12 protein-coding genes and 6 tRNA genes are annotated in these 15,522 nt (G+C 71.7%); 6 read left to right on the top strand and 12 right to left on the bottom strand.

All coding sequences use genetic code 11. The features are described from left to right. Positions 1–106: 106 nt before the first annotated feature. From ABZ135_RS34425 to ABZ135_RS34410, 4 genes are all read right to left on the bottom strand, one after another. Positions 107–499 (bottom strand): hypothetical protein, encoded by a 393-nt coding sequence (locus tag ABZ135_RS34425; protein ID WP_356701566.1) that lies wholly within the window; start codon positions 497–499, stop codon positions 107–109. Positions 500–650: 151 nt separating this feature from the next. Beyond that, a complete protein-coding gene (locus ABZ135_RS34420) occupies positions 651–1,391 on the bottom strand; it encodes a MerR family transcriptional regulator (RefSeq protein ID WP_356701564.1) in 741 nt (246 codons plus the stop codon). Between the two features lie 132 nt (positions 1,392–1,523). Continuing rightward, positions 1,524–1,597, bottom strand: a tRNA-Met gene (locus ABZ135_RS34415). A gap of 62 nt (positions 1,598–1,659) precedes the next feature. After that, the gene (locus ABZ135_RS34410) at positions 1,660–2,154 is read right to left on the bottom strand and encodes a rhodanese-like domain-containing protein (protein WP_356701562.1); all 495 of its coding nucleotides are present in this window, start codon (positions 2,152–2,154) and stop codon (positions 1,660–1,662) included. Between the two features lie 209 nt (positions 2,155–2,363). On the opposite strand from ABZ135_RS34410, the gene sigJ reads away from it, so the two are divergent. Continuing rightward, complete coding sequence (gene sigJ / locus ABZ135_RS34405; RefSeq protein WP_356701561.1) at positions 2,364–3,317, top strand: RNA polymerase sigma factor SigJ; 954 nt, start codon at positions 2,364–2,366, stop codon at positions 3,315–3,317. A gap of 53 nt (positions 3,318–3,370) precedes the next feature. On the opposite strand, the gene ABZ135_RS34400 is transcribed toward sigJ, so the two are convergent. From ABZ135_RS34400 to ABZ135_RS34380, 5 genes are all read right to left on the bottom strand, one after another. Beyond that, a complete protein-coding gene (locus ABZ135_RS34400; RefSeq protein WP_356701559.1) occupies positions 3,371–4,540 on the bottom strand; it encodes an amidinotransferase in 1,170 nt (389 codons plus the stop codon). Between the two features lie 152 nt (positions 4,541–4,692). Then, positions 4,693–4,765 (bottom strand) — tRNA-Lys (locus ABZ135_RS34395). 135 nt (positions 4,766–4,900) lie between these two features. Further along, complete coding sequence (locus tag ABZ135_RS34390; protein WP_356701557.1) at positions 4,901–7,105, bottom strand: DEAD/DEAH box helicase; 2,205 nt, start codon at positions 7,103–7,105, stop codon at positions 4,901–4,903. Positions 7,106–7,316: 211 nt separating this feature from the next. Further along, entirely contained in the window at positions 7,317–7,919 is a 603-nt protein-coding gene (locus tag ABZ135_RS34385; RefSeq protein ID WP_356701556.1) for a hypothetical protein, read from the bottom strand. 226 nt (positions 7,920–8,145) lie between these two features. Continuing rightward, positions 8,146–8,496, bottom strand: coding sequence for a metallopeptidase family protein (locus tag ABZ135_RS34380; protein WP_352076949.1), 351 nt, complete (start codon positions 8,494–8,496; stop codon positions 8,146–8,148). Between the two features lie 105 nt (positions 8,497–8,601). Here ABZ135_RS34380 and ABZ135_RS34375 point away from each other — a divergent pair. From ABZ135_RS34375 to ABZ135_RS34365, 3 genes are all read left to right on the top strand, one after another. Continuing rightward, positions 8,602–8,674: transfer RNA gene (locus ABZ135_RS34375), tRNA-Glu, on the top strand. Between the two features lie 39 nt (positions 8,675–8,713). Then, a tRNA-Asp gene (locus ABZ135_RS34370) sits at positions 8,714–8,787 on the top strand. A 22-nt stretch (positions 8,788–8,809) separates the two neighbouring features. Then, a tRNA-Phe gene (locus ABZ135_RS34365) sits at positions 8,810–8,883 on the top strand. A gap of 146 nt (positions 8,884–9,029) precedes the next feature. Here ABZ135_RS34365 and ABZ135_RS34360 read toward each other — a convergent pair. The 3 genes from ABZ135_RS34360 to ABZ135_RS34350 are packed head-to-tail and all read right to left on the bottom strand — an operon-like array spanning position 9,030 to position 11,109. Further along, on the bottom strand, positions 9,030–9,866 hold the full coding sequence (locus ABZ135_RS34360; RefSeq protein WP_356701554.1) for a cytochrome c biogenesis CcdA family protein: 837 nt from the start codon (positions 9,864–9,866) through the stop codon (positions 9,030–9,032). Then, positions 9,863–10,684 (bottom strand): DsbA family protein, encoded by an 822-nt coding sequence (locus ABZ135_RS34355; RefSeq protein WP_356701553.1) that lies wholly within the window; start codon positions 10,682–10,684, stop codon positions 9,863–9,865. The genes ABZ135_RS34360 and ABZ135_RS34355 overlap by 4 nt, the downstream gene beginning before the upstream one ends. Before the next feature lie 59 nt (positions 10,685–10,743). Further along, positions 10,744–11,109, bottom strand: a complete 366-nt coding sequence (locus tag ABZ135_RS34350; protein WP_356701551.1) for a hypothetical protein — start codon at positions 11,107–11,109, stop codon at positions 10,744–10,746. Between the two features lie 141 nt (positions 11,110–11,250). On the opposite strand from ABZ135_RS34350, the gene hrpA reads away from it, so the two are divergent. After that, the gene (gene hrpA, locus ABZ135_RS34345) at positions 11,251–15,225 is read left to right on the top strand and encodes an ATP-dependent RNA helicase HrpA (protein ID WP_356701549.1); all 3,975 of its coding nucleotides are present in this window, start codon (positions 11,251–11,253) and stop codon (positions 15,223–15,225) included. A gap of 123 nt (positions 15,226–15,348) precedes the next feature. Next, positions 15,349–15,422 (top strand) — tRNA-Asp (locus tag ABZ135_RS34340). The last annotated feature ends 100 nt before the right edge of the window (positions 15,423–15,522 follow it).

Genomic DNA, 15,522 nt, shown 5'->3' with positions numbered 1-15,522 from the left:
TCCGCGCGTACGCGGGCATGCGGAAGAACCGGAGGCGTACGGGCTCAGGCCCGTGCTCGTGAGCGAGCTCGGACCGGGCTCGGGCTCGGGCTCGTACGCGGTCCGGTCAGTTCCGGTCCACTCCCAGGGCGATCAGCAGACGGCCCGGCTCGGGGCCGGGTCCCGCCCTGCCCCGGACGCAGCGCGTGTGCGGGGCTTCGGGGAACACCTCGTCGTACGCGAGGGGGATCGCGCTTCCGGCGTCCGGCGCCGACAACGGCGTCCCGGTGGACTGCGCCGGCAGATGCGCGTCGAAGGCCCAGCCCTCCCCGGACCGCTCGCAGCCGTGCGGCAGGGCGGGTGCGGAGACGCTGGTCCCGGAGGGGCCGCCGGCGAGGGGCAGGGAGTGCCCGTGCGTGCCGTGGCAGACGCCCGCGATCAGGGCGACGAGCGCGAACAGCAGCAGGACGGCGGGCGCCCGCCGTCCTGCCGCACGCATCGTCACACACCGGTCACTCATGGTGCGCGAGAGCGTACGGGTCGCGTCCGGCCGCCCGCAAAGGGACGGGCGCGGTTTTGGCCACCGTTTACTTCGGACGGTGCGGACCCGGCACGCGGACCGGGCGGCGTCGCACGTGGACCAGGGCCGGCCCGCGGTCCGCACCGCCCCGCTACAGGTTCCGCTCGGCGAAGACCTCCATCGCGTCCCGGACGAGGACGGCGGTGCCCTCCCCGTACTGGTCGTAGTTCCGGGTGAAGCGCGGGTCGTCGACGTACATCCGGCCGAGACCGATGAAGTACTCCTTCGTCGGCGTCGTCGTGCCCGACAGCCAGGTGTGGTGCCGCCGGGTGATCGCCTGCACCTCGTCGCTGTCGGGCGCGAGGCCCTGCGCGGCGGCCGCCGCGAAGTCGCGGGCGATGCCGGCCTGCTCGTCCAGGAACGCCTTCTTCTCGGCGTCGCCCAGCGAGCGCCACCAGCGGTCGCCCTTCTCGTACGCCTCGCGGCCCCAGCGCTCGGTGACCTCGGCCTCGTACCGCGTGTGGTCGAAACCGTCGAACATCTCGTCCGCCATCAGTTCTTCTCCTCTCTCGGTCTTGTGGAGAGTGGTGCGTACGGCCTCGATCTGCCGCCCGATGCGCTCGCGCTCCCGCTCGAGGAGGGCCAGATGCGTGCGCAGGGCGGCCGAGGTGTCCCGCTGGCCTTCGAGGACCTCGGCGATGGCGGGCAGGGAGAGCCCGAGCTCGCGCAGCAGCAGGATCCGCTGCAGCCGCACGAGTGCCGCCTGGTCGTAGTACCGGTAACCGTTCGCGCCGATCCGGCTCGGCTCCAGCAGCCCCAGGTCGCCGTAGTGGCGGAGGGTGCGGCTGGTGGTGCCGGCCTTTCTGGCGATCTCCTGGATCGACCACTCCATGCCGACCACGCTAGAACTTGACGTTACGTAAAGGTCAAACGGGAAATCGCCCAGGGGCTCCGGCGTCCATCTGCGCCGCAACACGACGAAGGCCCGGATCGTGAGAACGATCCGGGCCTTCGTGCTACTGAGTAGCGGGGACAGGATTTGAACCTGCGACCTCTGGGTTATGAGCCCAGCGAGCTACCGAGCTGCTCCACCCCGCGTCGGTAAACACGACCTTACGGCATGGTCAGCCGAAACCGAAATCGGTTTCCCCGGCGGCGGTTCAGCAGCCGCAGTCGTCCGCGTCGACGGGTGCGGTCAGCGGGTCCGCGTCCTTCTTCTCGGCGCCTTCCCAGGTCTCGTACGGGAAGCCCTCGCGCACCCAGTACTCGAAGCCGCCCAGCATCTCCTTCACCTGGAAGCCCAGCTCGGCGAGGGCGAGCGCGGCGCGCGTGGCGCCGTTGCAGCCGGGGCCCCAGCAGTACGTGACGACCGGGACGCTCTTGTCGAGGAGCTGCTCGGCCTGCTCGGCGATGAGCGCGGTCGGCAGGTGCACGGCGCCCGGCACGTGGCCCTGGTCCCAGGACGCGGTCGAGCGGGAGTCGATCACGACGAAGCCGGGGTCGACGCCCGTGGCGCGGGCGTCGGCGAGGGTGGAGGCCACGTCGGACACGTCGGCGTGGAAGGCGAGGCTCGCCGAGAAGTAGGCCGCGGCGGCGGCCGGGGAGGCCGGGGGCGTACGGAGCACGGGGTTGACCTGATGCGTTGTCGTCGTCATGGTGATCAATCTAGGGACGATGATCACGACGCTGAAGTGACGATCCACGGAGGTCCGGGGCCTCGGCCGGGGATTCCCGGGCGTTCGCGGCGGGGCGGCGGGGATCTCACGTAGCGGGACGGGAAGGGCGGGGAAACGGCCTCCTGTCACATCGGCGGCCCGCCGTCCGTCATCGCCATGTGAGGCCACGCGAAGGGGAAGAGGCACCGATGGAGAACAACCCCACGCCGAGCTCCGTGCCGACCTCCACACCGAGCTCCGTGCCGAGCTCCGCGCCGGCCTCCTCTCCCGGCCTCACGCCGGAGCAACTGGCGGAACGTTTCGAGGCCGACCGCGGCCATCTGCGCGCGGTCGCGTACCGCATGCTCGGCTCGCTCGGCGAGGCCGAGGACGCCGTCCAGGAGACCTGGATCAGGCTGAACCGCTCGGACATCGGCGAGGTGCGCAACCTCAGCGGCTGGCTGACCACCGTCACCGGCCGGGTCTGCCTCGACATGCTGCGCTCCCGCACCTCCCGCCGCGAGGACCCGCTCGACTTCTACGTCCCCGACCCGGTCGTACGGGAGGAGGGCGCCGCGGACCCCGAGAAGGAGGCGCTGCTCGCGGACTCCGTCGGCCTGGCCCTGCTCGTCGTCCTGGAGACGCTCGCCCCGGCGGAGCGGCTCGCCTTCGTGCTGCACGACATGTTCTCCGTCTCCTTCGACGAGATCGCCCCCATCGTCGACCGCACCCCCGCCGCCACCCGCCAGCTCGCCAGCCGCGCCCGCCGCCGCGTCAAGGACGCCGCCCCGACGCCCGATCGCGACACCGCCCGGCAGCGCAAGGTGGTCGACGCCTTCCTGGCGGCCTCCCAGGCCGGCGACTTCGAGGGCCTGCTCACCGTCCTCGCCCCCGACGTCGTCCTCCGCGTCGACGGCGGCACCCTCACCGCGGCCGCCTCCAAGCTGATCCGCGGCGCCGAGGCGGTCACCGCCCAGGCCCTCACCTTCTCCCGCTACCGCCACGCCGCCCGCCCGGTCACGGTCAACGGCGCCGCCGGCCTGGTCTCCCTCGCCCACGGCTCCCCCGTCGGCCTCATGGCCTTCACCATCGTCGACGACCGCATCGTGGAGATCGACATCGTCGCCGACCCGGAGCGCCTGGCGGCCCTGGGCGTGCACTGAGGGGCGCGCCTGCTCCGGCGGGCGCGCGCCCGGCTCTCAGGACAGGGCGTGGCTCAGTCGAGGGTGCCGCGGCGGCGGATGTCGAGGGTGGCGCAGTGGAAGGATCCGCCGAACGGGGCGTAGTGGAGGAAGTCGCAGGGGATGGGCTCGAAGCCCCAGGTCTCCAGGGCGCGGAGCATGCCGGTGTGGTGGCGGTCGGCGATGACGCGTCGGCCGTCGATCACCAGGACGTTCATGCTGAGCCATTTGCCGCAGATCGAGGTGAACTTGAGCAGCCGTTCGCCGATCGGGTCGGGTTCGGGGGCGACCAGGATGTCCCACGAGTCCAGGACGGGGGGCAGTCGGTCGACGTCGACGTACTCCGGGTTGACCAGCGCCCGGCCCGGGGCGAGCGGGAGGAAGGTCGTGTCGATGTGCATGGGGGTGGGGCAACGGCTCTCGATCTCGTGGATGCGGTAGCCGGGGCCGAGGTGCCGGCGCAGCCACTCGATGCCCATGCGGTTGGTGACGTTGCTCGGCGTCACGAACAGATCGCGTCCGGCCCGTACGAAGTCCGCCGCGTCGAACACGGGCTCGAACTCGGTCACGATGCGGCGGACCGGCTCGCCGTGCCGCGCGGGCCGGAAGTCCGGCTCGTACAGTGCGTCCGTCAACTGCGGCTTCGGCGCCGCCGTCCAGCGTGCCCCGCGCCGGAAGTAGTCCTTGAGGACCGTGCGGTACGAGTGGGTCTCGAAGTACCGGCACGGCCACGCCATCGGCGTCTCGATGATCTCGTCACCGATCACCAGCAGGCTGTCGCGCGGGCAGGAGTTGACGAAGCCCCGGGAGGTCCAGTCGGGCGTGGCGAAGGGCCGCCGGTGGTCCACCGGGTCCGGGCGGCGGACGGTGACGCCCAGGGACTCCAGGAGCTCGACGAACCCGTCGAGCTCCCGCTGCGCCGGCTCGACCAGCCGCCGCGGATACCGGAAGGGCGCGGCCAGCCCGTGCAGCCGCGCCGCCCACGGCGGCATGGTGACGGACACCGCGGCGTCGTGCGGCGGGATCATCGCCCCGTCGAGGCGGCCGACGATGACCTCCTCCAGCGGGTCCCACTCGTTGTGGGAGTTGACCGGCGAGACGAGCGGCGCCGAAGCGGCCGGAGCCGGTGATGCGGCCTCCCGTTCCTCGGTACGCCGTTCCCGGGTGGTCTGGACGCCGTCTGCGCGGCGGATCGACAAAGCCATAGCGTGCCTCCACGCGGCATTTGTCCCGTTCCTCCGCCGCCAAACCTGGCACCCGGGCGAAGCGCGACGCGAAGCCCGACCGCACAGGCCGAACAAAGGGCCGCATACGAAGGCGCCCCGCCCGGTGGGACCGGGCGGGGCGCCTCGTGCGGTAGGCCGTGTGGGACTCGAACCCACAACCAATGGATTAAAAGTCCACTGCTCTGCCAATTGAGCTAACGGCCCGTGGACAAGCACACCCGAGCAGCATAGCCCGATACCTCCTCCAAACCGATCGGGTATCGGCCCTGCCGCGCGCGGTGGCGCAAAGGGGAGGGCCCCTGCCCGCACTGTCGTGCGGGCAGGGGCCCTGTCGGCGTGTCAGCCGTTGCGCTTCCAGCGCGGCTTGTCGTCGCGGCGGTCGCGGTTGAACGACGGGCGGTCGTCACGACGGTCGCGGTTGAACGAGGGGCGCTCGTCGCGGCGGTCGCGGTTGAAGGGGCGGTCGCTGCCGCGGTGGCCGCCGGTGGGGCGGTCGTCGCGGCGGTCGCGGTTGAAGGGGCGGTCGCTGCCGCGGAAGCCGCCACGGTCGCCACCACGGTCACCGCCGCGGTCGTCACGACGGTCACGGTTGAACGACGGACGCTCGTCCCGACGGTCGCGGTTGAACGACGGACGCTCGTCCCGACGGTCGCGGTTGAAGGACGGACGGTCGTCGCGGCGGAAGCCGCCACGGTCGCCACCACGGTCACCGCCGCGGTCGTCACGACGGTCACGGTTGAACGACGGACGCTCGTCCCGACGGTCGCGGTTGAAGGACGGGCGCTCGTCGCGGCGGAAGCCGCCACGGTCGCCACCACGGTCACCACCGCGGTCGTCACGACGGTCACGGTTGAACGACGGACGCTCGTCCCGACGGTCGTCGCGGCGGTCGCGGTTGAAGGACGGACGCTCGTCCCGACGCTCGTCACGACGGTCGCGGTCGAAGTCGCGGCGCTCCTCGCGGACCGGCTCCGCCACGACGGCCGCGGCGAGCTCGGCCTCGGCGGCCTCGGTCACCTCGGCGATCGCGGCCTCCGGGTCCTCACCGCGCTCGCGGGCGGCGCGGGCCACCAGGCGGTCGGCCTCCTCGCGGAGCTCGACGGCGCGGCGCTGCAGGCGCTCCAACTGCTTCGTCAGGTCGGCGACCTCGCGCTCGGCCTGCTTGGCGGCGTTGTTCGCGGAGTCGGCCTGCACCTCGGTCAGGGACCGGGCGCCGGTGATCTCGGCGACCTCGGGGTCGAAGGCGCCGGCGCCGCCGACGATGTGGCGCGAGGCGTCGACGCCCGCGTCCTCCATCAGGCGGAAGATCTGGCGGCGCTGGTGCGGCAGGGCCAGGGAGACCACGACACCGGAGCGGCCGGCGCGGGCGGTGCGGCCCGAGCGGTGCAGGTAGTCCTTGTGGTCACCGGCCGGGTCCACGTTCAGGACCAGGTCGATGCCGTCGACGTGGATGCCGCGGGCGGCGACGTCGGTGGCGACGAGGACGTTGACGTAACCGTCCTTGAAGTCGGCGAGCGTACGGGTACGCGCGCCCTGGGTCATGCCGCCGTGCAGCGCGTCGGCCTTCACACCGGAGTCGCGGAGCTGCTCGGCGACGCGGTCGGCGCCCAACTGGGTGCGGACGAAGATGATGGTGCGGCCCTTGCGGGCGGCGATGGCGGCGGTGACCGGGGCCTTGTCCTTGGGCTTCACGACCAGGACGTGGTGGGTCATCGTCGTGACGGCGCCGGCGGACGGGTCGACCTCGTGGGTGACGGGGTTCACCAGGTAGCGCTTGACCAGGCTGTCGATCTCGTTCTCCAGGGTGGCGGAGAACAGCAGGCGCTGGCCGCCGGCCGGGACCTGGTCGAGCAGCTCGGTGACCTCGGGCATGAAGCCCAGGTCGGCCATCTGGTCGGCCTCGTCGAGGACCGCGATCTTCACCTGCTCCAGGGAGCAGGCGCCGCGGTTGATGATGTCGCGCAGGCGGCCCGGGGTGGCGACGAGGATGTCGACACCGCGCTCCAGGGCGTAGATCTGGTTGCCCATGGACGTACCGCCGCAGACGACCTTCATCTTCAGGCCGAGCACGTCGCCGTACGGCTGGAGGGCGTCCGCGACCTGCATCGCGAGCTCACGGGTGGGGACGAGGATGACGCCGCGGGGCTTCTTCTTCTCGGTGTGGCCGCCGGCCAGGGTGGCGAGCAGCGGCAGACCGAAGGAGAGGGTCTTGCCGGAGCCGGTACGGCCACGGCCGAGGATGTCCTTGCCGGCCAGGGCGTCCGGGATGGTCGCGGCCTGGATCGGGAAGGGGGTGGTCACACCGTTCTGGGCGAGCTTGCGCACGACGCCCTCGGGGAGGCCCAGGTCACCGAAGGTGAGCTGCGGCTCGCCGGCGGAGGCGTCGTCCGCCTCGACGGTCGTGTCGTCGCTCGTCGCGTCGGCGGTCTCGACGGTCGCGTCGAGGGCGGCCTCGGCGGCCTCGACGACCTCGGAGGCGTCGACGACGGCGACGATCTCGTCGCTCTCGGGCAGGACGATGTGGTCAGAACTGAAAATGGACATGCGAAATGCGAAACCTTCCGGAGTCTCGGCACGCGCCCGTCAACTCCGTGTTTCGCACTACGACCGCCTCAATGCGGTCAGCCACGGCAAGGGAGAGTACGCGCCAGTCACGGCGCTCTTCGGTCGTGGCGCCGGGCAAATGGGATCAAACGATCTACCACCATACGCACTCTCCCCCTCCCAAGGCAAACCGAGCTCCGTCACACCCCCGCTACACCGGCCCTGCCTGCGGCGATGCCTCCGGCTCCGTCGCCCCGCCGGGCCCCTCGGCGGCCCGCATGGCACCCATGTGGGTGTCCGCGCCGGGTGTCGTCGTGGGCGTCTCGGTCACCGTCGGATCGGGCGTCGGCTCCTGCGTGGGCGTGGTCGGCTCCTGGGTCGGCGTCGGCTCCGTCGGGTCCACCGGTGGCGTGGTCTCGCCACCCGGCGCCCCCGAGCCACCGCCGTCGGCGCCGCCGTCCGCACCACCCGAGGGCGGCTGCTGCGGCTTCGGCGCCCCGCCGGGACCGACCGGGGCCGCGCCACCGGTCGGCTTGGCCGTCGCGGACGGCGATCCGCTCGGTACGGGGGTCTGCTCGCCCTCGCCGTCCGGATCGGGCCCGCTGCGCCCCGTACGGTCGAAACCGCCGCCCTGGCCGCCGGCGAGCCCGCCGTCCTCACCGGACCCGGCCGCCGCGCCGCCCTTCCCCGCGGACGTGCTGGGCGCCGGCTTCGCGCCGTCGTCGCCGACACTCATACAGCCGCTCAGGCCCGCACAGGCGGCGACCGCCAGCGCGGTGGCGGCCCATCTCACGGGGGTGGGCAAAGGGCGCACGGAGGCACCTCCAGGACGGGGCGGGCAGGAACGGGACGCGCGCGGTCCGAACGCGCTGCCCTGCCCAACTCCCTTCGCACCACAAGGGACACGCCCGGCGTGCGCCCGGGATGCGCCGCCCCCGGCCCCGCGCCACCCCGGGAAACCCGCCCCGCGCCGCGCCACCCCACCCCACGGCACACCGTCCCGCGCCACCCCACGGCGCACCGTCCCACGCCGCGCCGGCTCAGCCGTAGCCCAGCGCGTGCAGCCGCTCGTCGTCGATGCCGAAGTGGTGGGCGATCTCGTGGACGACGGTGATCTCCGTCTCCGCCACCACGTCCTCGCGCGACGCGCACATCCGGAGCGTCGGGCCCCGGTAGATGGTGATCCGGTCCGGGAGCACCCCGGCGTACCACTCGCCGCGGTCGGTGAGCGGCGTCCCCTCGTAGAGCCCGAGGAGCTCCGGGTCGTCGGAGGGCGGCTCGTCCTCCACGAACACGGCGACGTTGTCCATCAGCCGGGTCAGCTCCGGCGGAATCCGGTCCAGGGCCTCGGCGACGAGTTCCTCGAACTCCTCGCGCGTCATCTCCAGCACCCGCTCATTCTCCCCCCTCGGGAAACCGTTTTGGCGATACCGCCTGCCATCCCATATGCTTCTCACGTCCCCGACGCGCTGAGAAGCGCCCAGGCGGGCCTCTTAGCCCTCATCGTCTAGTGGCCCAGGACGCCGCCCTTTCAAGGCGGTAGCACGGGTTCGAATCCCGTTGGGGGCACGCACAACCCTGTGCGAGACTGGTTCTCGCACACCATAAGGTCCTGTGGAGCAGTTGGTTAGCTCGCCACCCTGTCAAGGTGGAGGTCGCGGGTTCAAGTCCCGTCAGGATCGCTGAGACCGGAAACGGTCTCGTGGCTGGGTAGCTCAGTTGGTACGAGCGATCGCCTGAAAAGCGATAGGTCGCCGGTTCGACCCCGGCCCCAGCCACAAAGAGAAGGCCCCGTTCGAGAGAACGGGGCCTTTTTCGTGCGCCCGCGCCCCGCAGGAACCGGGGAGTCCCGGGCGGCCGTACGGGAAGAGCCCGCGCCCCTCCCGTACGGCGCCCGCCCCGCCCGTACGGCCTCCGCCGCCCGCTAGGCGTCCTCCCGGCGCCGGGCGCCCGGCCGCGCCCGCCACGCCAGCGCCGCCGCCACCACCGCGACCACCGCCGCGAGCAGCACCCAGTCCGGGACCGCGCGGCCGAGGCCGGCCACCCGCTGCTCCACGGCGAAGGAGTCGTCGACCGAGAGCAGCCCGGGCAGGGCGGTCGTCCCGTCGAAGACCAGGAAGAGCGTGCCGAGGGCGATGAAGAAGAGGCCCGACAGGAGCGAGGTCGAGTGCAGCGCGAACCGGCCGACGCGGATCGGGCGGCCCCGCAGCCAGCGCCGCCGCCCCAGGTCGTAACGCTCCCAGAGCAGCGCGAGCACGAAGAGCGGTACGGCCATCCCGAGCGCGTACACCGCGAGGAGCAGGCCCCCGTAGGCCGGGCTTCCGCTGAGCGCGGCAACCGTCAGGACACTGCCCAGGATCGGGCCCGCGCAGAAGCCGGCGAGGCCGTAGACCAGGCCCAGGGCGTAGACGGAGAAGGCGGTCGTGGGGCGGATCCGGCCGCTGATCTCGCCCATCCGGCGGGACGCGAAGCCCAGGCCGAGGATCTGCAGCACCCCGAGGGCCACGATCAGCCAGCCCCCGACGGCCACCAGAAGGTCCCGGTGACCGTAGAAGAGCCGCCCGGCGAAGGAGCCGGCCGCGCCCAGCGGGACGAGGGTGGTGGCCAGACCCGCGTAGAAGATCCCGGTCCGGGCGACCAGCCGGGCCCGCGTGTCGACGGAGTACGCGAAGAAGGCCGGGAGCAGCAGGGCGCTGCACGGGCTGAGCAGGGCGAGCAGGCCGCCCAGAAAGGCCGCGAAGTAGCCGATGCCGGAGGTCATCGCCCCGGCCCCGGCTTCTTGGCGGCCGCCGTCCTCGCCGCCGCCTCGATCGCCTCGGTGAAGGTCTCCATGGGCTGGGCGCCCGCGATCGGCCGGCCGTTGACCAGGAAGGACGGGGTCGAGGTCGCGCCGAGCGAGTAGCCCTGCTCCTGGTCGCGGCGCACCGACTCCCGGGCGGCCGCGCTGTCCGCGTCCCGCGCGAAACGGGCCAGGTCCGGCACGCCCGCCTCCTTCGCCAGCGCGGTCAGGCGCTCCTCGCCGAAGCCCTTCTCCTTGGCGCCCGGCGCGTACGCGGCCTTGTGGAACTGCCAGAACCGGCCCTGCTGCCCGGCCGCCCAGGAGGCCCGGGCCGCCGCCTCGGACTCCTCGCCGAAGATCGGGAAGTTCCGCCACTCGATGCGCAGGGTGCCGGCGTCCACGTACTTCTTCACCAGCTCGGGCTCGGTGTCCCGGGCGAACTTTCCGCAGTAGCCGCACTTGAAGTCGGCGTACTCGATCAGGACCACGGGCGCGTCGGCCCGGCCGAGCGCGAGCTTGTCGGCGGCGTCGCGGCGGGCGTACGCCTCCAGCTCGGGGTAGACGCCGGCGGACGGGTCGGCGGTCACCTCGGCGACGGCCGAGGAGTCGCCGGAGCCGCCCGTTCCGCCGGGCGCGTCCGGCTTGGTGGCGCCGTACGAGACGAGGCCGAGCAGCGCGGCGGCGACGGCCACCCCGGCGACGATCAGGATCGGCTTGGACGCGGTCTTCGACTTCGACGGGGACTTCGACGGGGGCTTGGGCGTGGACTTGGACGTGGCCTTGACCGTGGACTTGGACATGCTGAAGCACTCCTGAACAGGGAGAAAGAGACGACGGGCGGCGAAAGGGCGCCGGTCGTCTACACCCGCAGGATCGACAGCTCCACCGGTGACGGCGGGACGCGCTCGGGCGGCGACGGGCCCGGCGCCGTCTCCCGTACGGCCTGGTCCCCCGCCCAGCCGCCCCACGGCGTCCGGTCGGCGGCCGGCGCGGGCAGCAGCTCTCCGGAGCCGTGGGAGCGCGGCGGTACGGCGGGGCCGGCCGCGCCCTCCTCGCCGCCGTGGCCCTCGCCGCAGCCGGGCTGCGCGGGTCCGGGGGCGGCCACCTGGAGCGTGCCCGCCGCAGTCCCCGCCGCAGCGGCCGCCGCCGACCCGCAGACCACGAGCCCGAGCACCAGGCCCGCCAGCGCGGCGAACGCCGCGAGCGCGCGAGCGGTGCGGGACATGGGGAGACCTTTCAGGTGGGCGTGCCCGAAATAGTACGCAGCGGGCCGCCGCCGACCCGGGACACGGGCAGGACACGGCCGGGCCGCGACTCGTAAATCGGTTCGCCGCTTCTCCGCCGCAGGTGCGATCCTGGATTCCGTATGTCTACTTCCTTCGCCGCCCTCCAGTCCGTCCTGGCCGAGGTCTCGCTGCGGGACTCCCACCGGCTCGGCCGCCGTCTCGAAGGCGCCCGCCGCATCCGTAAGCCCGAGGCCCGCGAGGCCGTCCTGGAGGAGATCGCCGCCGAGGCCGGCAAGGCCAAGGAGCGGGTCGACGCGCGTGCCGCGCGCCTGCCCGCGATCACGTATCCCGAGCAGTTGCCCGTCTCCCAGAAGAAGGACGAGATCCTGGAGGCGATACGCGACCACCAGGTCGTGATCGTCGCGGGTGAGACCGGCTCCGGCAAGACGACGCAGATCCCGAAGATCTGTCTGGAGCTGGGCCGTGGCGTCCGGGGCATGATCGGGCACACCCAGCCCCGCCGGATCGCCGCCCGCACGGTCGCCGAGCGGGTCGCCGAGGAGCTGAAGACCCCGCTCGGGGAGGCGGTCGGCTGGAAGGTCCGCTTCACCGACCAGGTGAACCCGGACGCGACCTTCGTCAAGCTGATGACGGACGGCATCCTGCTCGCCGAGATCCAGACGGACCGCGAGCTGCGCGCCTACGACACGATCATCATCGACGAGGCCCACGAGCGGTCCCTCAACATCGACTTCCTGCTCGGCTATCTGGCCCAGCTCCTGCCGAAGCGCCCGGACCTGAAGGTCGTGATCACCTCCGCGACCATCGACCCGGAGCGCTTCTCCCGGCACTTCGGGGACGCCCCGATCGTCGAGGTCAGCGGGCGCACGTATCCCGTGGAGGTCCGCTACCGGCCGCTTCTGGAGGAGGACTCCGACGAGGCCGACCGGGACCAGATCACCGCCATCTGCGACGCCGTGGACGAGCTCCAGAAGGAGGGTCCCGGCGACATCCTGGTCTTCCTGTCCGGCGAGCGCGAGATCCGCGACACGGCGGACGCGCTGCTGAAGAAGAGACTCCGGGACACCGAGATCCTGCCGCTCTACGCCCGGCTGTCCCATGCCGAGCAGCACCGCGTCTTCCAGGCGCACTCCGGCCGCCGGATCGTCCTCGCCACGAACGTCGCCGAGACCTCCCTGACCGTCCCCGGCATCAAGTACGTGATCGATCCGGGCACCGCCCGCATCTCGCGCTACTCGCACCGCACCAAGGTGCAGCGGCTGCCGATCGAGCCGGTCTCGCAGGCCAGCGCCAACCAGCGCAAGGGCCGCTGCGGCCGTACGTCGGACGGCATCTGCATCCGGCTCTACTCGGAGGACGACTTCCTCACCCGTCCCGAGTTCACGGACGCGGAGATCCTGCGGACCAACCTCGCCTCCGTCATCCTCCAGATGACCGCGGCCGGCCTCGGCGACATCGAGAAGTTCCCCTTCATCGACCCGCCGGACCACCGCAACATCCGGGACGGCGTGCAGCTCCTCCAGGAGCTGGGCGCGCTGGACCCGACGCAGAAGGACCCGAAGAAGCGGCTCACCGAGCAGGGCCGGAAGCTGTCCCAGTTGCCCGTGGACCCGCGGCTCGCCCGCATGGTCCTGGAGGCCGACAAGAACGGCTGCGTCCGCGAGGTCATGGTGATCGCGGCGGCCCTGTCCATCCAGGACCCGCGCGAGCGCCCGGCCGAGAAGCAGGCGCAGGCCGACCAGTTGCACGCCCGCTTCAAGGACGAGACCAGCGACTTCCTCGCCTTCCTCAACCTGTGGCGCTACATCCGCGAGCAGCAGAAGGAGCGGGGTTCCTCGTCCTTCCGCCGGATGTGCAAGCAGGAGTACCTGAACTTCCTGCGGATCCGCGAGTGGCAGGACATCTACGCGCAGTTGCGCACGGTCGCCAAGCAGATGGGCATCCACCTCAACGAGGAGGACGCGCCCGAGCAGTCGGTGCACGTGTCCCTGCTGGCCGGCCTCCTCTCCCACATCGGCCTGAAGGACGTGAAGGAGAGCAAGGACGGGGCGAAGGACGGGGCGCGCCGCGAGGGCTCCCGGAACGAGTACCTGGGCGCCCGCAACGCCAAGTTCGCGATCTTCCCGGGCTCGGCGCTCTTCAAGAAGCCGCCGCGCATGGTCATGTCCGCCGAGCTGGTGGAGACCTCCCGGCTGTGGGCGCGGGTGAACGCGCGGATCGAGCCCGAGTGGGTCGAGCCGCTGGCCCAGCACCTGGTGAAGAAGACGTACAGCGAGCCGCACTGGGAGAAGGACCAGGCGGCGGTCATGGCCTTCGAGAAGGTGACGCTGTACGGCGTGCCGATCGTCGCGGACCGCAAGGTGAACTACGGGCGGATCGACCCCGAGGTCTCCCGTGAGCTGTTCATCCGCAACGCGCTCGTCGAGGGCGACTGGCGCACCCACCACAAGTTCTTCGCCGAGAACCGCAGACTCCTCACCGAGGTCGAGGAGTTGGAGCACCGCGCCCGGCGCCGGGACATCCTCGTCGACGACGAGACGCTGTTCGACTTCTACGACAAGCGGGTGCCCGAGCACGTCGTGTCGGGGGCGCACTTCGACTCGTGGTGGAAGCACAAGCGCCGCGAGGAGCCGGAGTTCCTCGACTTCGAGCGCGAGATGCTCATCAACGAGAAGGCGGGGGCGGTCACCAAGGACGACTATCCGGACTCGTGGCGCCAGGGGCCGCTGAAGTTCCGGGTGACCTACCAGTTCGAGCCGGGCGCGGACGCGGACGGCGTGACCGTCCACATCCCGCTCCAGGTGCTCAACCAGGTCACCGACGAGGGCTTCGACTGGCAGATCCCGGGCCTGCGCGAGGAGGTCGTCACCGAGCTGATCCGGTCGCTGCCCAAGCCGATCCGCCGGCACTACGTGCCCGCGCCGAACTTCGCGTCCCGTTTCCTGGACTCCACGGTCCCGGTGCAGGAGCCACTGACGCCGGCGCTGGCGCGCGAGCTCCAGCGGATGGTCGGGGTGCCGGTCACGGCGGACGACTTCGACTGGGCGAAGGTCCCCGAGCACCTGAAGATCACCTTCCGGATCGTCGACGAGCGGCGCCGCAAGCTGGCCGAGGACAAGGACCTGGAGGCGCTCAAGCTCCGCTTGCGCCCCAAGGCCCGTCAGGCGCTCTCCAAGGCCGCCGCCGCGGCCACGGGCGGCCCGGACGGCTCCGGGCCCTCCCTGGAGCGCACAGGGCTCAAGGACTGGACGATCGGCACCCTCACCAAGGTCTTCGAGACGCGGCGGGCCGGCCAGCCGGTCAAGGCATACCCCGCGCTGGTGGACGAGGGGGACAGCGTCGCCGTACGCCTCTTCGACACCGAGGAGGAGCAGGCGCAGGCGATGTGGCGGGGCACCCGGAAGCTGATCATGCTGAACATCCCGGTGAACCCGGCGAAGTTCGCCTCGGACCGGCTGACCAACCAGCAGAAGCTGGCCCTGTCCTCGAACCCGCACGGCTCGATCCAGGCCCTCTTCGACGACTGCGCGACCGCGGCCGCCGACCGGCTGATCGCGGAGCACGGCGGCCCGGTGTGGGACGAGGAGTCCTTCCGGAAGCTGTACGACAAGGTGCGCGCGGACCTCGTGGAGCTGACCGTGCGGACGGTGGGCCAGGTGCAGCAGGTCCTGGCGGCCTGGCAGGCATGTGAGCGGCGCCTGAAGGCCACGAGCAGCCCGGCGCTGCTGCCGAACCTCCAGGACGTGCGCGAGCAGCTCTCCTGGCTGATGCCGGCCGGCTTCGTCACGCGCACGGGCCTCAAGCGGCTGCCGGACCTGATGCGCTACCTGGTGGCCGTGGACCGGCGGCTGCAGCAGATGCCGACGGGCGTGCAGCGGGACACCACCCGGATGCAGAAGGTCCACGAGATGCTGGACGAGTACGCCTGGCTCCTGGAGCAGTTGCCGAAGGGCCGGCCGGTGCCGTCCTCGGTCACGGACATCCGCTGGATGATCGAGGAGCTGCGGGTGAGCTACTTCGCGCACGCCCTGGGCACGGCGTATCCGGTGTCGGACAAGCGGATCGTGAAGGCGATCGACGCGGCCGTCCCGTAGGCGTCGGGCAGGCGCCCCGGCCGGCGTCCGGCAGGCGTCCCGGCCGGGCGTGCGACGCCGGTTCGACCAGACCGCCGAGCTGCTGTACAGTTTTCCTCGCAGCCGCTGCTCAAAGGCTGCGAAGGTCCTGTGGAGCAGTTGGTTAGCTCGCCACCCTGTCAAGGTGGAGGTCGCGGGTTCAAGTCCCGTCAGGATCGCAAGCGAAGAAGGCCCGCACCGAACGGCGCCTCCCTTGTGACAGCGCAGTCACGTTGCCCTTCGCGGCACGCCCACGCAGACAACGAACCGCGATCATCT

The organism is Streptomyces sp. NPDC006339 (assembly GCF_040612775.1).
Taxonomy (GTDB): Bacteria; Actinomycetota; Actinomycetes; order Streptomycetales; family Streptomycetaceae; genus Streptomyces.
The sequence above is the reverse complement of the archived record's forward strand: the minus strand, read 5'-3'. Positions and strand labels throughout refer to the sequence as shown.